The following is a 14,836-nucleotide window of genomic DNA, read 5'->3' on the forward strand; positions in this document are numbered from 1 at the left end:
TGACGCTGACGCTGACGCTGACGCTGACGCTGACGCTGACGCTGACGCTGACGCTGACGCTGACGCTGACGCTGACGCTGACGTGCAGCCTGAGCCGTCGATCGACGACGAGGTGCGCGAGCTTCTCGGCGAAGACGACTCCGAAGACGACTCCGACTCCGACTCCGACGATGAAAGCGCCGACGACACGGACAAGGAGTCGACGCCATCCGAGACGTCGAAGGAGGCGTAGTGGGTCTGTTCTCCAAGAAACCTGCACTGCGCACCCCGCTCGACGGCGTGGACGCCGTGCTCGCAGATCTGGATGGCGTCGTCTATGCGGGTCCCGGCGCGCTGCCGCATGCGGTGGAGAGCCTCAACGCGGCAGCGGCGACTGCTCGTCTCGGGTACATCACGAACAACGCGTCTCGCACGGACGCATCGGTCGCCGAGCACCTGAGCAGTCTGGGGCTCGACGTCGCGCCCGCTGACGTGATCACCAGCCCGCAAGCTGCGATGCGGCTCCTCGCCGGAATCGTCCCGCCACCCGCCACGCTTCTGATCGTGGGCGGAGCGGGACTCGTCGACGAGGCGGAGAAGGCGGGTTACACCGTCACCCGCAGCGCCGAGGATGCTCCGGATGCCGTCGTGCAGGGTTTCGCTCCGGAGGTGGCCTGGACGGATCTCGCCGAAGCCGCCTTCGCGCTGAAGGTTCCCGAGGAGGAGGGTGGCATCCCATGGATCGCCACCAACACCGACTGGACGATCCCGCGTGAGCGCGGCGTAGCCCCGGGCAACGGGACACTCGTGTCTGCGGTGCACACGGCGATCGGCCGGCTCGCGACCGTGGCAGGCAAGCCCGAGACACCGATCTTCGAAGAGGCCACAGAGCGCTTCGGCGCGAAGAAGGCGCTGTTCATCGGCGACCGCCTCGACACGGACATCCTCGGAGCCGTCCGCGCGGGCATCGACTCCGCGCTTGTGCTCACCGGCATCGACCGACCGAAGCACGTGCTCGCTGCGCCGGAGGGGTCTCGTCCGACGTACATCCTCAGTGACCTGCGTGAACTGCACCAGCCGTACCCGGAGGTCACGTCGAAAGACGGTGTCCACTCGGTGAACGGCGCCTCCGTGCGGGTCGTCGGCGCCGACGTCGAGATCGTCGCCGAGGGAGAGTCGCAGATCGATCTGCTGCGCGCCGGCGCCTCCGCGATCTGGGCCTCCGGTACTCCGGTGTTCGTGCTGCGGGTGCCCGAGCGCCTCTACGACGACCCGTTCCACCGACCCTGAGCGGCGCCTCGCCTCGCCGTGGCTCCTCCGACGTGTCGGCGGAGCCACGTACAGTAGAAGCGTGAGCGACGAGACGACGAACGCACCGACCGACGGTCTGTGGAGTCGGCTGCGCCTGATCGAGGGGCAGCCGCTCGCTGCCAGAGCAGACGCATACTCCGGACTGCACGATGAGCTGTCGCGCCGCCTCGACAGCGGCGCGAAGCTCGACCAGCGCGACGCGCCGGGTTCCCGATGACGCGACTCGATACTGCCCTCGCCGCACGAGGACTCGCTCGTTCGCGCACGCATGCGGCCACGCTCATCGCGGACGGCCTCGTGAGCATCGACGGCCGCCCCGTCGTGAAGGCCTCGACACCGGTCACGGACGCCTCGGAGATCACCGTTGCGGGCGCCGATCACTACGTCGGTCGCGGTGCGCACAAGTTGATCGCCGCTCTCGACGGGTTCGGTGTCTCTGCCGAAGGCCGCCTCGCGCTCGACATGGGCGCATCCACCGGCGGCTTCACCCAGGTGCTTCGTGAGCGCGGAGCGCGGCGCGTCCTCGCCGTCGACGTGGGCCACGACCAGATGGCCGGCGCCGTGGCATCCGACACCGGCGTCGTCGTCGTCGAGGGCTACAACGTCCGTCACATGACTCCCGAGAACCTGCAGGAGGCCACGGGTGAAGCTGCGGCTCCCGACCTCATCGTCGGCGACCTGTCCTTCATTTCCCTCGAGCACGTGCTGCCGGCTGTCGCCGGGGTGGCGGCGCCCGGCGCAGATATCATCCTGCTCGTGAAGCCGCAGTTCGAGGTCGGTCGCACCGCGGTGCGCGGCGGCCTCGTCACCGACTCGGCCACGCGCGCTGATGCGGTCGCGCGCACAGCGTGGAGCGCCTGGGACTCCGGTTTGGGCATGCTCGGCATCCTCGCCTCGCCGATCCTCGGGACGCACGGCAACTCGGAGTATCTCCTGCACCTCGCTCCGGGGCGCGGCAGCGATCCGTCAGAATGGTCAGACCGCATCAACGCACTGGCAGGGAGACGATGAACGAGCGCAACATCCTGGTCGTCGCCCATGCCGGCCGGGAGGCCACCGTCGAGGCGGCCCGCAAGGTGGTCGACGAACTCCGCGGTGCAGGCGCGCGCCCTGTGCTCCCGCCCGATGAGAGCGGGGACCTGCGTGCCGTCGACCCTCACTTCGCCGACGTCGACATTCTCGGCGAGACCGTGCAGCAGGACGAGCTCGAGCTCGCGATCGTCCTCGGGGGCGACGGCACGATCCTCCGCGCCGCCGAACTGGTGCGCGGCTGCTCGGCTCCCGTGCTCGGCATCAACATGGGCCACGTCGGATTCCTCGCCGAGATCGACCGCGACGACATGGATGCTGCCGTACGGCGCGTGATCGACCGCGACTACGAGGTCGAAGAGCGCCTGGCGCTGTCGGTGCGGGTCAAAGACGCCGACGGTGCCGTCGTGTACGAGACGTTCGCGCTGAATGAGGCCACGGTCGAGAAGGCCAGCCGTGAGCGCATGATCGAGGTCGTGCTCGAGATCGACGGTCTGCCCCTGTCGAGCTTCGGGTGCGACGGCATGGTCGTGTCTACGCCGACGGGATCGACGGCCTACAACTTCTCTGCCGGGGGACCGGTCATCTGGCCCAGCGTCGAGGCCATCGCGGTCGTTCCTCTGTCTGCTCACGCGCTGTTCGCCAAACCTCTCGTGGTCAGTCCCGACGCTGCTGTGGCCATCGAGATGCTCGAGGGCACCTCGGGCTCCGGCATCCTCTGGTGCGATGGCCGTCGCTCGCATGACCTGCCTCCGGGCGCGCGTGTGGTGGTGCGCAAGTCCTCGCGTCCGGTGCGTCTCGCGCGCCTGCACCCCACACAGTTCACCAACCGTCTCGTGCGCAAGTTCCAGCTGCCGGTCGCCGGATGGCGCGGACAGGGGGCGGCCTCGTGATCGAGGAGATGCGGATGCAGGGACTCGGCGTGATCGCCGACGCTGTCCTGCCGCTCGGCGCCGGCTTCACCGCGATCACCGGCGAGACCGGCGCGGGCAAGACGATGGTCGTGACCGGCCTGGGACTGCTGCTCGGCCAGCGGGCGGACTCCGGCGCTGTTCGAGCCGGAGCGGCTCAGGCATCCGTCGCGGGAGTATGGATCGTGCCCGAGACGGGTGACGTCGCCGACATCGTCGCGGACGCGGGCGGAGAGCTGGAGCCTGCAGGATCCGGCGCCGCCGAGCTGTACGTCTCTCGCACGCTGAGTGCCGAGGGCCGCAGCCGTGCGAGCGTCGGTGGAAGGGCAGCGCCGGCGGGGGTGCTGTCTGCCCTGGCCGAGGAACTGGTCGTCGTGCACGGTCAGTCCGAGCAGCTGAGGCTGCGCTCATCCGCGGCGCAACGCGATGCCCTCGATCGTTTCGGAGGGGCGCCGATCGCCGACGCGCTCGACGCCTACGCGTCGTCGTTCACACGGTGGCGCGAGCTGGATGCCGAGATCGCCGACATCACCGAGAATCGCGACCGCCGAGCCGAAGAGGCATCTCGCCTCCGCGAGGCATTGGCGCTGATCGAGGCTGCTGCCCCCGAACAGGGAGAGGACGTCGAGCTGACCGCACGGGCCGAGCGTCTGGCGAATGCCGAAGAGCTGCGCCTCGCCGCCTCGCTCGCGCACAGTGCGCTCTCGAGCGAAGAGGGCGAGCCGGATGCATCCGCACTGGTCGCCGAAGCCCGTCGGGCGCTCGAGCGCGTCTCCGACGCCGCCCTCACCGACATCTCGTCCGCTCTCGCCGACATCGGCTACCGGATCGTCGATGCCGCCGGCCAGCTCTCGGCGTACCTCGCAGATCTCGATGAGACGGGACCGCACGAGCTGGCGGCCGTCGAAGAGCGACGTGCAGCCCTGGGCACGCTGATCCGCGCGCACGGATCTCTCGACCAGGCTCTCGAGCTCTGGCAGACGGGGTCGACGAGGCTCGCTGAACTCGACGACGACGGCGAGCGGCTCGATCGCCTCGAAGCGGAACGTGACGCCGCCCGTGCAGCGCTCGATGCACATGCTGACGCCCTGACGGCGGAGCGCACCGCCGCCGCCCTTCGGCTCGGCGTCGCCGTGAGCGAGGAGCTGCATGCCCTCGCGATGCCCGACGCGACCCTCGAAGTCGCGGTCACACCGGGCACGGAGAGCGCTCACGGTCGCGACGACGTCGCGATCCTGCTCGCACCGCATCCCGGAGCCGAACCCCGATCGGTCGGCAAGGGCGCGTCCGGCGGTGAGCTCTCGCGTGTGATGCTCGCGATCGAGGTCGTCATCGCCGGAACCGACCCCGTACCGACCTTCGTGTTCGACGAGGTCGATGCCGGCATCGGCGGCGCCGCGGCGATCGAGGTCGGCCGACGACTCGCCCGACTCGCAGAGAAGTCGCAGGTGATCGCCGTCACTCATCTGGCTCAGGTCGCCGCCTTCGCCACCAACCATCTCTCGGTCGTCAAATCCAACGACGGAGCAGTCACCGCGTCGAGTGTCCGCCGTCTCGAGGGTCAGGAGCGTGAGGCCGAGATGGCTCGACTGCTGTCCGGATTGACCGATTCGGATGCCGCGATCACCCATGCCCGAGAACTTCTCAGCCTCGGCACCTCCACCTCCTGATAGGATCGAAGCCCGTGATGAACTCTTCTTCTGCGGGGCCCAAGAACGACACGACCAAGCACATCTTTGTGACGGGTGGTGTGGTTTCGTCTTTGGGTAAAGGGCTCACTGCCGCAAGCCTCGGCAACCTCCTGACCGCCCGCGGACTCCGGGTCGTGATGCAGAAGCTCGACCCGTATCTGAACGTCGATCCGGGCACCATGAACCCGTTCCAGCACGGCGAGGTCTTCGTCACCGATGACGGCGCCGAGACCGACCTCGACATCGGACACTACGAGCGCTTCCTCGACATCAACCTGTCTGAGGCCGCCAACGTCACGACCGGCCAGATCTATTCGCAGGTGATCGCCCGCGAGCGCCGAGGCGAGTACCTCGGCGACACCGTGCAGGTGATCCCGCACATCACGGACGAGATCAAGCGCCGCATGCGTCTGCAGGCGACAGAGGACCCGCGTCCTGATGTGATCATCACGGAGGTCGGCGGCACGGTCGGCGACATCGAGTCGCAGCCGTTCCTCGAGTCGGCGCGCCAGCTGCGACACGAGCTCGGGCGCGACAGCGTCTTCTTCGTGCACGTGTCGCTCGTCCCGTTCATGGGGGCGTCCGGGGAGCAGAAGACCAAGCCGACGCAGCACTCCGTGGCCGCGCTCCGACAGGTCGGCATCCAGCCCGATGCGCTCGTGCTGCGCAGCGACCGTCCGGTGAGCGAGAGCAACCGCAACAAGATCGCTCTCATGTGCGACGTCGACGCCGAAGGTGTCATCAACACTGTCGACCTGCCGAGCATCTACGACATTCCGTCGACGCTCAACGACCAGGGGCTCGACTCGTACATCGTGCGTCGTCTGGGTCTCGACGAGAAGGCCGCAGACGAGGTCGACTGGACTCGCTGGAGCAAGGTGCTGCACGCCGTGCACAACCCCAAGCACGAGGTGACCATCGGCCTGGTCGGCAAGTACATCGATCTGCCCGACGCATACCTCTCCGTGACCGAGGCGCTCAAAGCCGGTGGGTTCGCGCAGGAGACCAAGGTCAACATCCGCTGGATCCCGTCGGACCGCTGCGAGACCCCTGAGGGTGCGAAGGAGCAGCTCGGCGAGCTCGACGGCATCTGCGTTCCCGGTGGATTCGGCATCCGCGGCATCGAGGGCAAGCTGGGCGCTTTGAAGTTCGCGCGTGAGCAGGGCATCCCGACCCTCGGACTCTGCCTCGGCCTGCAGTGCATGGTCATCGAGTACGCCCGCGATGTGGCCGGCATCGCCGAGGCATCCTCGAGCGAGTTCGACCCGCAGACCTCCGAGCCCGTCATCGCCACGATGGCCGAGCAGGTCGAGATCCTCGACGGCGGCGACCTCGGCGGCACCATGCGTCTGGGGCTCTACCAGGCCGCACTCGCCGAGGGATCGCTGGCCCGTGAGCTGTACGGCGCGCCTGAGGCGTCGGAGCGCCACCGTCATCGCTACGAGGTCAACAACGCCTACCGTGCGCGTCTCTCGGAGGCCGGTCTTGTGTTCTCGGGCCTGAACCCCGAGCTCGATCTGGTCGAGTATGTCGAGCTGCCGCGCGACGTGCACCCGTACTACATCGCCACGCAGGCTCACCCGGAGCTCCGCTCGCGTCCGACCGCCCCGCACCCGCTGTTCCGCGGACTGGTCGGAGCCGCGATCGAGCGTCACCGCTCCAGCGAGCTGTTCGACGTCGAAGCCGATGCATGAGTTCGACGCAGCCGATGCCTGAGCTCGACGATCTGCGTGACGAGCCGTTCGAGCCGGAGATCCTCCGCAGCGACCTCGCGTACGAGGGCGCCGTCTGGAACGTCCGCGACGACCGGGTGCGGTACGGCGACGGAGAGATCCGCCGCCAGTACGTCGCGCACACCGGCGCCGTCGCGATCCTGGCCCTGGACGACGAGGGGAGGGTGCTGCTGATCCAGCAGTACCGGCATCCGATCCGCCACCGTGACTGGGAGCTGCCCGCCGGTCTGCTCGATGTGGCAGGGGAGGAGCCGCTCGAGGCTGCTCGACGCGAGCTCGCCGAAGAGGCGGACCTCGTCGCATCGCACTGGGAGCCGCTCGTCTCGACGTGGACCACTCCCGGCGGAAACGACGAGCTCATCCACGTCTTCCTCGCGACCGGCGTCTCGGCGGCGCAGAACGCGCATGCGCGCGAGGACGAAGAGGCCGACATCCGGGTCGAGTGGGTTCCGCTCGATGCCGCGGTCTCAGCGGTTCTCGACGGGCGGATGCGCAACGGGATCCTCGGCATCGGTGTGCTCGCAGCCGCCCAGAGGCTGCGCGATCGGAGCTGAGCATGCAGCTCGACCGTGCGCTGGACACGTATCTGCGCCACGTCACGATCGAGCGCGGTCTCAGCGAGCACACGATCGCCGCCTATCGGCGCGATCTCGGCTCCTACCTCGAGTGGCTGAATGCCCAGGGGATCGCCGACACAGCCGAGATCAGCGCAGCCGTCGTCGGGAGGTTCATCTCCGATCGATCGGGCGCGGATCCCGCTCCTGCCGCGACCAGCCTTGCTCGGCTGCAGTCGTCCGTGCGCGGGTGGCATCGATTCCTGGCGCGTGAGGGCGTCGAACAGGACGACCCGAGCGGCCGCCTTCGTCCGCCCAAGGCTCCTCGCCGGCTGCCCAAAGCCCTGACGATCGACCAGGTCGAGCGGCTGCTCGGCGCGCCCAGCGCCGAGGACCCGATGGGCATCCGCGACAGGGCACTGCTGGAGCTGCTCTATGCGACCGGCGCTCGAGTGTCCGAGGCGGTCGGGCTCGACGTCGACGACCTTGCTCACGGCGATGTGCTGCGCCTTCGGGGCAAGGGGGCGAAGGAGCGCATCGTGCCGATCGGCTCGTTCGCCCGCGACGCGGTCGATGCGTATCTCACCCGCGTCCGGCCAGGACTCGCGGCGAAGGGTCGGGCGTCGGCCCGACTCTTCCTCGGCGCACGCGGCGCCCCGCTGTCACGGCAGAGCGCATGGCTCGTCATCCGCTCGGCGGCTGAGCACGCGCACATCACCGCCGAGGTATCGCCGCACACGCTGCGGCACTCGTTCGCGACGCATCTGCTGCAGGGCGGTGCCGACGTGCGCGTCGTGCAGGAGCTGCTCGGACATGCGTCGGTCGCGACGACGCAGATCTACACGCACGTATCGGTCGACACCCTGCGGGATATCTACGCCACCTCGCACCCGCGCGCTCGCTGAGATCGCGGCGCACGGGAGAAATCCCGGGATCGCCGGGCCCGAGGCGGTGATCCCGCCGGGCGATCGGTAGACTCGACCGAGCACGAAAGAGCAGGAGAATCGGTGGCTGAGAACGCGGCGAAGTCCAGGGCGAAGACGTCGAAGAACGACGACACCCCCATGGGACCCACCGGGCGTCCCTATCACGGCTTCGCGACCCCGGAACCGCTCGCCTCGCACGGGCCCGCACGCATCATCGCGCTGTGCAACCAGAAGGGCGGCGTCGGCAAGACGACGACCGCGATCAACCTCGCTGCGGCCCTCGCCGAGTACGGCCGCAAGGTGCTGGCCGTCGACTTCGACCCGCAGGGCGCGCTGTCGGCCGGCCTCGGGATCCAGACGCACGACGTGCCGACCGTGTACGACCTGCTGCTCGACACCAAGCGCGACGCGCACGATGCGATCGTCCCCTCCGGGGTCGAGGGTCTCGACGTGATGCCGGCGAACATCGACCTGTCCGCCGCCGAAGTGCACCTCGTGAACGAGGTCGCCCGCGAGACGATCCTCGCCCGTGTTCTCCGCCAGGTGGCGGGGGAGTACGACGTCATCCTGATCGACTGCCAGCCCTCGCTCGGCCTGCTCACAGTGAACGCGCTGACCGCGGCTCATGGCGTCATCATCCCGCTCGAGTGCGAGTTCTTCGCGCTTCGCGGTGTGGCTCTCCTGATCGAGACCATCGACAAGGTGCGAGACCGCCTGAACCCGTCGATCACGATGGACGGCCTTCTCGCCACCATGTACGACCCGCGCACGCTGCATTCGCGTGAGGTTCTCGAGCGTGTGGTCGAGGCGTTCGGCGACGATGTCCTGGAGACCGTGATCGGTCGCACGGTCAAGTTCCCCGACGCATCGGTCTCCGGTGTGCCGATCACCGAGTTCGCTCCGGAGCACGCTGCCGCGCAGGCATACCTGCGGCTGGCGCGGGAGCTGGTCACCCGTGGCGCTGTCGCCTGAGCTCGAGCCGTCAGACACACCGGCTCAGTCCGTCTCACCAGTTCAGTCCATCGCGCCTGCGAAGTCCCTCGCACCTGCCGATGCGGCGCACCTCGATTCCCCCGTTGCGCAGGAGACTCCCGTCCCGGATGTCGGGTTCCGGGTCTCTCTGTCGAACTTCGACGGCCCGTTCGATCTGCTGCTGAACCTCATCTCGAAGCACGAGATGGACATCACCGAGGTCTCGCTGAGCGCGGTCACGAACGAGTTCATCGCGTATCTCAAAGAGCTCGACGACGACGCGGAGCTCGATCAGGCGTCGGAGTTCCTGGTGGTCGCGGCGACGCTGCTCGATATGAAGGTGGCAGGGCTCCTGCCGCAGGGGGAGCTGGTGGATGCCGAGGCCGTCGCGCTCCTCGAAGCCCGAGACCTTCTCTTCGCGCGCCTCCTGCAGTATCGCGCTTTCAAGGAGGTGTCGGCCTGGTTCGGTCGGTGCCTTCAGCGAGAGGATCGTCGTCACGTGCGGGCGGTCAGGCTCGACGAGAAGCACCGGCGGAAGACGCCCGAGCTCGTCTGGTCGCTCAGCGTCGACGATTTCGCCGCTCTCGCGCTCCTCGCGTTCACACCGAAGGAGATCCCGCACGTCGGTCTCGATCACCTCCACGCACCGCTCGTCAGCATCCGTGAGCAGGCAGCGATCGTCGTCACCCTGCTTCGCGCCGCAGAGTCGGTGAGCTTCCGCGAGCTCGTGGCGGGGGTGAGCGAGCCGGGCATCGTCGTCGCGCGGTTCATCTCCGTGCTGGAGCTCTACCGGCACGCCGCCCTCTCGTTCGAACAACTGGAACCACTCGGCGAGCTGACGCTGCGCTGGGCCGCCGACTCCTGGTCGGATGAGACACTCGCATCGCTGGGAGCCGACTATGACCGATGACGTGACCGACTCTGCGGCCGGTGCCGCAACCGGAAGTGCCGTGCGCGAGTCACCGCTGTCCGAGCGCATCGAGGCGATCCTGCTGATCATCGACGAGCCGATCGGTCTCGTCGCTCTCGCCGCTGCCGTCGGCTCGCCGGTGGCGGCTGTGCGGCAGACGATCGAGACGCTGGTGGACGACTACGACGGCAAAGGCCAGGGCCCGCGTCGTGGCTTCGAACTGCGCGAGGTCGGCGGCGGATGGCGCCTGTACGTCCGCGAGGATCACGACGATGTCGTCGCAGAGTTCGTCGGAGGGCAGGCACCTGCCCGACTCTCTCAGGCGGCGCTCGAGACGCTCGCCGTGATCGCGTACAAGCAGCCCGTCACACGCAGCCAGGTGGCGTCGATCCGGGCGGTGAACGTCGATTCTGTCGTGCGCACCCTGCTCGCACGCGGTCTCATCACCGAGCTGTTCGCAGATTCCGAGACCGGCGCGATCAACTACGGCACCACCGACGCGCTCCTGCAGCACCTGGGCATCAACACGCTCGATGAGCTGCCACCGATATCTCCTCTGCTCGACGACGGCGCAGACGGTTTTGACGAAGGGACCATCCGATGACCTCGGTTGAGCCCGCTCGTCCGATGTCGTCCAGTTGCGCGGACACGATGCACAGATTCAGTTTCAACGAAGGGACCATCCGATGAGCGGCTTCGAGACACCAGAGGGCATCCGCCTGCAGAAGGTGCTGTCGGCGGCGGGCGTGGCCTCACGACGCGTGATCGAGCAGTACATCGTCGAGGGACGCATCCGGGTCAACGGAGAGACCGTCACCGAGCTCGGCCGCCGCGTGGACCCGGAGACCGACCTCATCGACGTGGACGGCACGGCTGTTCAGCTCGATGTGTCGAAGCGATACGTGATGCTCAACAAGCCGACCGGAGTGGTCAGCAGCCTCCGTGACGAGAACGGTCGGCCCGATCTCCGTGTCTTCACCGACGAATACGAGGAGCGCTTGTACAACGTCGGGCGACTCGACGCCGAGACCAGCGGGCTGCTCGTCTTGACGAACGACGGCGACCTCGCACACGTGCTCGCCCACCCGTCGTTCGGTGTCACCAAGGTGTACATCGCGAAGGTCGAGGGCGAGGTGTCCGCGCAGACGATCTCGAAGCTCACCAAGGGCATCGACCTCGATGACGGTCCGATCGCGGCAGACAAGGCGCGGCTGCTCGACACCTCTCGCGGGTCGAGTCTCGTCGAGCTGACACTGCACTCGGGGCGCAACCGGATCGTCCGAAGGATGCTGGCTGCCGTCGGCCACCCGGTGACCGAACTCGTTCGCCGTCAGTTCGGCCCGCTGCACCTGGGAACCCTCCCGGTTGGGAAGACCCGTGAACTGACTAAAATCGAACTCGGCGCACTCTTGACTCTGTCGCGCCGTGATTCCGGTGTCGCCGAGGCGCCAGGCGAGCAACAGGAGAACGAGTGACCGATACGACGAGTGCGCCCACGGGGGCTCGGAGTTCTGTCGCGCCGCGAATCGCGGCCAGGCTCACGGGCACCGTTCGGGTGGTCGGCGCCGGGCTGCTCGGTGCGAGCATCGGCCACGCGCTTCGCTCCAAAGGCGTCGATGTGGTGCTCGCCGACACGTCACCGGCTCAGCTGCGCCTCGCGATCGACTACGGTGCCGGCCGCTCGGCTGCTGACGATGACTCGCCGGTGCTGATCGTGGTCGCTGTGCCGCCGGACGTCACCGCAGATGTCATCGAGTCGGAGCTTGCTCGTTTTCCGCACGCCGTCGTCACAGACGTGGCGAGCGTCAAGCTCGAGCCCTTCCACAGCCTGCAGAGACGCGGAGTCGACCTGACCCGCTACATCGGTTCACACCCGCTCGCCGGACGGGAGCGCGGCGGGGCGATCTCCGCTCGCGCAGACCTGTTCATCGGACGCCCGTGGGTCGTGTGCCGTGACGCCGACACCAAGGCCGCAGATCTCGCGCTCGTCGAAGCGCTCGCTCTCGACGTCGGGGCGATGCCTCTCGAGATGACCCCCGAGGAGCACGACCGTTCGGTTGCGCTCACCTCTCACGTTCCTCAGGTCGTCGCGAGCCTGCTCGCCGGACGGCTCGCCGAGGCCGACGAGGGTGCGCTGCGGCTCTCCGGCCAGGGTGTGCGTGACACGACCCGTATCGCCGCCTCCGCTCCGGAGCTCTGGGTGCAGATCCTCGGAGCGAACGCCGGGCCGGTGGTCGAGATCCTCGACGCTCTGGCATCCGACCTCCAAGAAGTGTCCGATGCGCTGCGCGCCCCCGAAGCTCCCGGCGCTCGGCGCGTGGTCGCCGAGACGATCCGACAGGGCAACGACGGCGTCGAGCGGCTCCCGGGGAAGCATGGACAGAACCGGCGGTTCGAGTCGCTCATCGTGATGATCGACGACACCGCCGGCCAGCTCGGGCGTCTGTTCGGAGAGCTCGGAGAGCTCGGCGTCAACGTCGAGGATCTGCGTCTCGAGCACTCACCGGGCGCACAGTTCGGCCTCGCCGAGATCAGTGTCGAGCCCGCAGCGCTGCACGGCGCGATCACCGGACTCCAGGAACGCGGCTGGCGGATTGCAGGTACGACCAATGACTGATTTCATCGCCATCGACGGGCCTGCGGGCTCCGGCAAGTCCAGTGTGTCCAAGGCGGTCGCCCGCACTCTGGGCTTCGGGTACCTCGACACGGGGTCGGCCTATCGCGCTCTCGCCTGGCACGTGCTCGACAGAGGTGCCGACACGGCGGATGCCGCCGCGGTACTCGACGCGGTCGCCGACTTCCCTGTGCGACTCGGTCTCGACCCCGATGATCGGACGGTGCGCGTCGGCGACGTGGACGTCACGGACGCGATCCGCGAGCCTTCGGTCTCGGGCGCCGTCAGCGGCGTGGCTCGTGTTCCCGAGGTCCGCGATCAGGTCAACCGCCTGTTCCGCACCCTCGTCGCCGAAGCGCCCTACCCGGCGGTCGTCGTCGAGGGGCGCGACATCACCACCGTGGTGGCTCCAGACGCCCCGGTGCGGATCCTTCTCACGGCTGCGCCCGAGGTGCGCGCCGCACGACGTGCCGGCGAACTCGCCGGCGAGAACGCCGAGACCGTCGCGGCTGCGCTGCACAAGCGCGACGCTTCAGACAGCGCCGTCGTCGACTTCCTGAACGCCGCAGAAGGCGTCGAGGTCGTCGATTCGACGGAGCTCGATTTCACACAGACCATCGACGCCGTCCTCGCGGTGATCGAACGAACCCGAGGAGTACACCATGGCTGACGACGAATACGAAGGCGGCCCCGACCAGCTCGCCGAGAAGATGGCGCAGCTCGACGAGCAGCTCGCTGAAGCGCGTGCCGAGACACTGCGCGCGGGCCTCGCCGACTACGACCTCGATGATGAGGATGCCGCGCTCCTCGCCGGCATCACGATGGGCGAGGACGGCATCCAGTTCTTCCCCGCTCTGCCGGTCGTGGCGATCGTCGGTCGCCCGAACGTCGGCAAGTCGGCGCTCGTGAACCGCATCCTCGGACGCCGTGAGGCCGTCGTCGAGGACACCCCCGGTGTTACCCGCGACCGCGTGACGTACAAGGCCGAGTGGGCCGACCGACGCTTCTCGCTCGTCGACACCGGAGGCTGGGAGCCCGACGCACGCGGCATCGACCGCTCGGTCGCCGCCCAGGCGGAGGTCGCGATCGACCTCGCCGACGTCGTGCTGTTCGTCGTCGACGCGATGGTCGGAGCGACATCGACCGACGAGCATGTCGTGAAGATGCTGCGCAAGAGCGGCAAGCCGGTCTTCCTCGTCGCGAACAAGATCGATGACGCTCGCCAGGAGCCCGAAGCGGCAGCCCTCTGGAACCTCGGGCTCGGCGAGCCTCACCCGGTCTCGGCCATCCACGGTCGTGGTGTCGCCGACCTGCTCGATGAGCTGCTGAAGACGCTCCCCGATGTCTCTGCCGTCGCCAAGGCAGAGATCGGCGGACCGCGTCGCGTCGCGATCCTCGGACGCCCGAACGTCGGCAAGTCGTCGCTGCTCAACAAGGCGGCCGGCGAAGAGCGCGTGGTCGTCAACGACCTCGCCGGCACGACCCGCGACCCGGTCGACGAGATCGTCGAGCTCGGCGGCAAGCTGTGGCGCCTGGTCGACACCGCCGGCATCCGTCGCCGGGTGCACATGGCACAGGGCGCCGACTTCTACGCTTCGCTGCGTACGTCGGCCGCGCTCGAGAAGGCCGAGGTCGGTGTCGTCGTCCTCGACGTGTCGGAGTCGATCAGCGAGCAGGATGTCCGCATCATCGACCTGGTGCTCGAGTCCGGTCGTTCGCTGGTGCTCGCGTTCAACAAATGGGATCGTCTGAACGACGACGACCTCGAGAACGCCGATCGTCGTCGTTACCTCGAGCGTGAGATCGAGAAGGACCTGGCGCACGTCGCCTGGGCCCCGCGCGTGAACATCTCGGCGAAGACCGGTCGTCACCTCGACAAGCTGGTGCCCGCGCTCGAGACAGCTCTCACGAACTGGGACCGTCGCATCCCCACCGGCAAGTTCAACGCGTTCCTCGCCGAGCTGGTCGCGGAGCACCCCCACCCGCTGCGCGGAGGCAAGCAGCCGCGCATCCTGTTCGGCACGCAGGCGTCGACTCGTCCGCCGACGTTCGTGCTGTTCACGACGGGGTTCCTCGACCCGGGTTACCGTCGATTCATCCAGCGTCGGCTTCGCGAGCTCTACGAGTTCGAGGGAACGCCGATCGTCATCAACATGCGGGTGCGCGAGAAGCGTCAGCGCTGATCCGCTGCCGGGTCGCACGGGCG

General features: G+C 68.1%; 15 protein-coding genes and 1 pseudogene. All 16 read left to right on the top strand.

Features of this window, described 5'->3' with window-relative positions; genetic code table 11:
• A pseudogene (locus QMA07_RS11245) lies at positions 1-232 on the top strand (DUF3027 domain-containing protein); the annotation flags it as partial.
• Positions 232-1,269, top strand: a complete 1,038-nt coding sequence (locus QMA07_RS11250; protein ID WP_290161888.1) for an HAD-IIA family hydrolase — start codon at positions 232-234, stop codon at positions 1,267-1,269. The pseudogene QMA07_RS11245 and the gene QMA07_RS11250, both read left to right, overlap by 1 nt.
• Positions 1,270-1,330: 61 nt before the next feature.
• The gene (locus QMA07_RS11255; RefSeq protein WP_290161889.1) at positions 1,331-1,507 is read left to right on the top strand and encodes a hypothetical protein; all 177 of its coding nucleotides are present in this window, start codon (positions 1,331-1,333) and stop codon (positions 1,505-1,507) included.
• Positions 1,504-2,301 (top strand): TlyA family RNA methyltransferase, encoded by a 798-nt coding sequence (locus tag QMA07_RS11260; RefSeq protein ID WP_290161891.1) that lies wholly within the window; start codon positions 1,504-1,506, stop codon positions 2,299-2,301. Before QMA07_RS11255 ends, QMA07_RS11260 begins: the two co-directional genes overlap by 4 nt.
• Positions 2,298-3,212, top strand: coding sequence for an NAD kinase (locus tag QMA07_RS11265; RefSeq protein WP_290161893.1), 915 nt, complete (start codon positions 2,298-2,300; stop codon positions 3,210-3,212). The genes QMA07_RS11260 and QMA07_RS11265 overlap by 4 nt, the downstream gene beginning before the upstream one ends.
• Positions 3,209-4,900, top strand: coding sequence for a DNA repair protein RecN (gene recN / locus QMA07_RS11270; RefSeq protein WP_290162120.1), 1,692 nt, complete (start codon positions 3,209-3,211; stop codon positions 4,898-4,900). The genes QMA07_RS11265 and recN overlap by 4 nt, the downstream gene beginning before the upstream one ends.
• Positions 4,901-4,917: 17 nt before the next feature.
• Positions 4,918-6,615, top strand: a complete 1,698-nt coding sequence (locus tag QMA07_RS11275) for a CTP synthase (RefSeq protein WP_290161895.1) — start codon at positions 4,918-4,920, stop codon at positions 6,613-6,615.
• Positions 6,612-7,208, top strand: a complete 597-nt coding sequence (locus tag QMA07_RS11280; protein WP_290161897.1) for an NUDIX hydrolase — start codon at positions 6,612-6,614, stop codon at positions 7,206-7,208. Before QMA07_RS11275 ends, QMA07_RS11280 begins: the two co-directional genes overlap by 4 nt.
• 2 nt (positions 7,209-7,210) lie before the next feature.
• Positions 7,211-8,113: a site-specific tyrosine recombinase XerD gene (gene xerD, locus QMA07_RS11285; RefSeq protein WP_290161899.1), complete on the top strand. Its 903-nt coding sequence runs from the start codon at positions 7,211-7,213 to the stop codon at positions 8,111-8,113.
• Positions 8,114-8,272: 159 nt separating this feature from the next.
• Entirely contained in the window at positions 8,273-9,106 is an 834-nt protein-coding gene (locus QMA07_RS11290) for a ParA family protein (RefSeq protein WP_290162122.1), read from the top strand.
• Between the two features lie 49 nt (positions 9,107-9,155).
• Positions 9,156-10,016: a ScpA family protein gene (locus tag QMA07_RS11295; protein WP_290162124.1), complete on the top strand. Its 861-nt coding sequence runs from the start codon at positions 9,156-9,158 to the stop codon at positions 10,014-10,016.
• Complete coding sequence (gene scpB, locus QMA07_RS11300; protein ID WP_290161900.1) at positions 10,006-10,620, top strand: SMC-Scp complex subunit ScpB; 615 nt, start codon at positions 10,006-10,008, stop codon at positions 10,618-10,620. Before QMA07_RS11295 ends, scpB begins: the two co-directional genes overlap by 11 nt.
• A gap of 82 nt (positions 10,621-10,702) precedes the next feature.
• Complete coding sequence (locus QMA07_RS11305; protein ID WP_290161901.1) at positions 10,703-11,491, top strand: pseudouridine synthase; 789 nt, start codon at positions 10,703-10,705, stop codon at positions 11,489-11,491.
• Positions 11,488-12,633 (top strand): prephenate dehydrogenase, encoded by a 1,146-nt coding sequence (locus tag QMA07_RS11310; protein WP_290161902.1) that lies wholly within the window; start codon positions 11,488-11,490, stop codon positions 12,631-12,633. The genes QMA07_RS11305 and QMA07_RS11310 overlap by 4 nt, the downstream gene beginning before the upstream one ends.
• Positions 12,626-13,300, top strand: a complete 675-nt coding sequence (gene cmk / locus QMA07_RS11315) for a (d)CMP kinase (RefSeq protein ID WP_290161905.1) — start codon at positions 12,626-12,628, stop codon at positions 13,298-13,300. The genes QMA07_RS11310 and cmk overlap by 8 nt, the downstream gene beginning before the upstream one ends.
• Positions 13,293-14,813, top strand: a complete 1,521-nt coding sequence (der, locus tag QMA07_RS11320; RefSeq protein WP_290161907.1) for a ribosome biogenesis GTPase Der — start codon at positions 13,293-13,295, stop codon at positions 14,811-14,813. Before cmk ends, der begins: the two co-directional genes overlap by 8 nt.
• The last annotated feature ends 23 nt before the right edge of the window (positions 14,814-14,836 follow it).

The organism is Microbacterium sp. APC 3901, assembly GCF_030407765.1.
Lineage (GTDB): Bacteria > Actinomycetota > Actinomycetes > Actinomycetales > Microbacteriaceae > Microbacterium.

Excerpts from the sequence above, each read along its gene's own strand:
- QMA07_RS11260 (WP_290161891.1), top strand. The coding sequence starts at position 1,504 with ATGACGCGACTCGATACTGCCCTCGCCGCACGAGGACTCGCTCGTTCG.
- QMA07_RS11265 (WP_290161893.1), top strand. The coding sequence starts at position 2,298 with ATGAACGAGCGCAACATCCTGGTCGTCGCCCATGCCGGCCGGGAGGCC.
- QMA07_RS11275 (WP_290161895.1), top strand. The coding sequence starts at position 4,918 with ATGAACTCTTCTTCTGCGGGGCCCAAGAACGACACGACCAAGCACATC.
- QMA07_RS11280 (WP_290161897.1), top strand. The coding sequence starts at position 6,612 with ATGAGTTCGACGCAGCCGATGCCTGAGCTCGACGATCTGCGTGACGAG.
- xerD (WP_290161899.1), top strand. The coding sequence starts at position 7,211 with ATGCAGCTCGACCGTGCGCTGGACACGTATCTGCGCCACGTCACGATC.
- QMA07_RS11290 (WP_290162122.1), top strand. The coding sequence starts at position 8,273 with ATGGGACCCACCGGGCGTCCCTATCACGGCTTCGCGACCCCGGAACCG.
- scpB (WP_290161900.1), top strand. The coding sequence starts at position 10,006 with ATGACCGATGACGTGACCGACTCTGCGGCCGGTGCCGCAACCGGAAGT.
- QMA07_RS11305 (WP_290161901.1), top strand. The coding sequence starts at position 10,703 with ATGAGCGGCTTCGAGACACCAGAGGGCATCCGCCTGCAGAAGGTGCTG.
- cmk (WP_290161905.1), top strand. The coding sequence starts at position 12,626 with ATGACTGATTTCATCGCCATCGACGGGCCTGCGGGCTCCGGCAAGTCC.
- der (WP_290161907.1), top strand. The coding sequence starts at position 13,293 with ATGGCTGACGACGAATACGAAGGCGGCCCCGACCAGCTCGCCGAGAAG.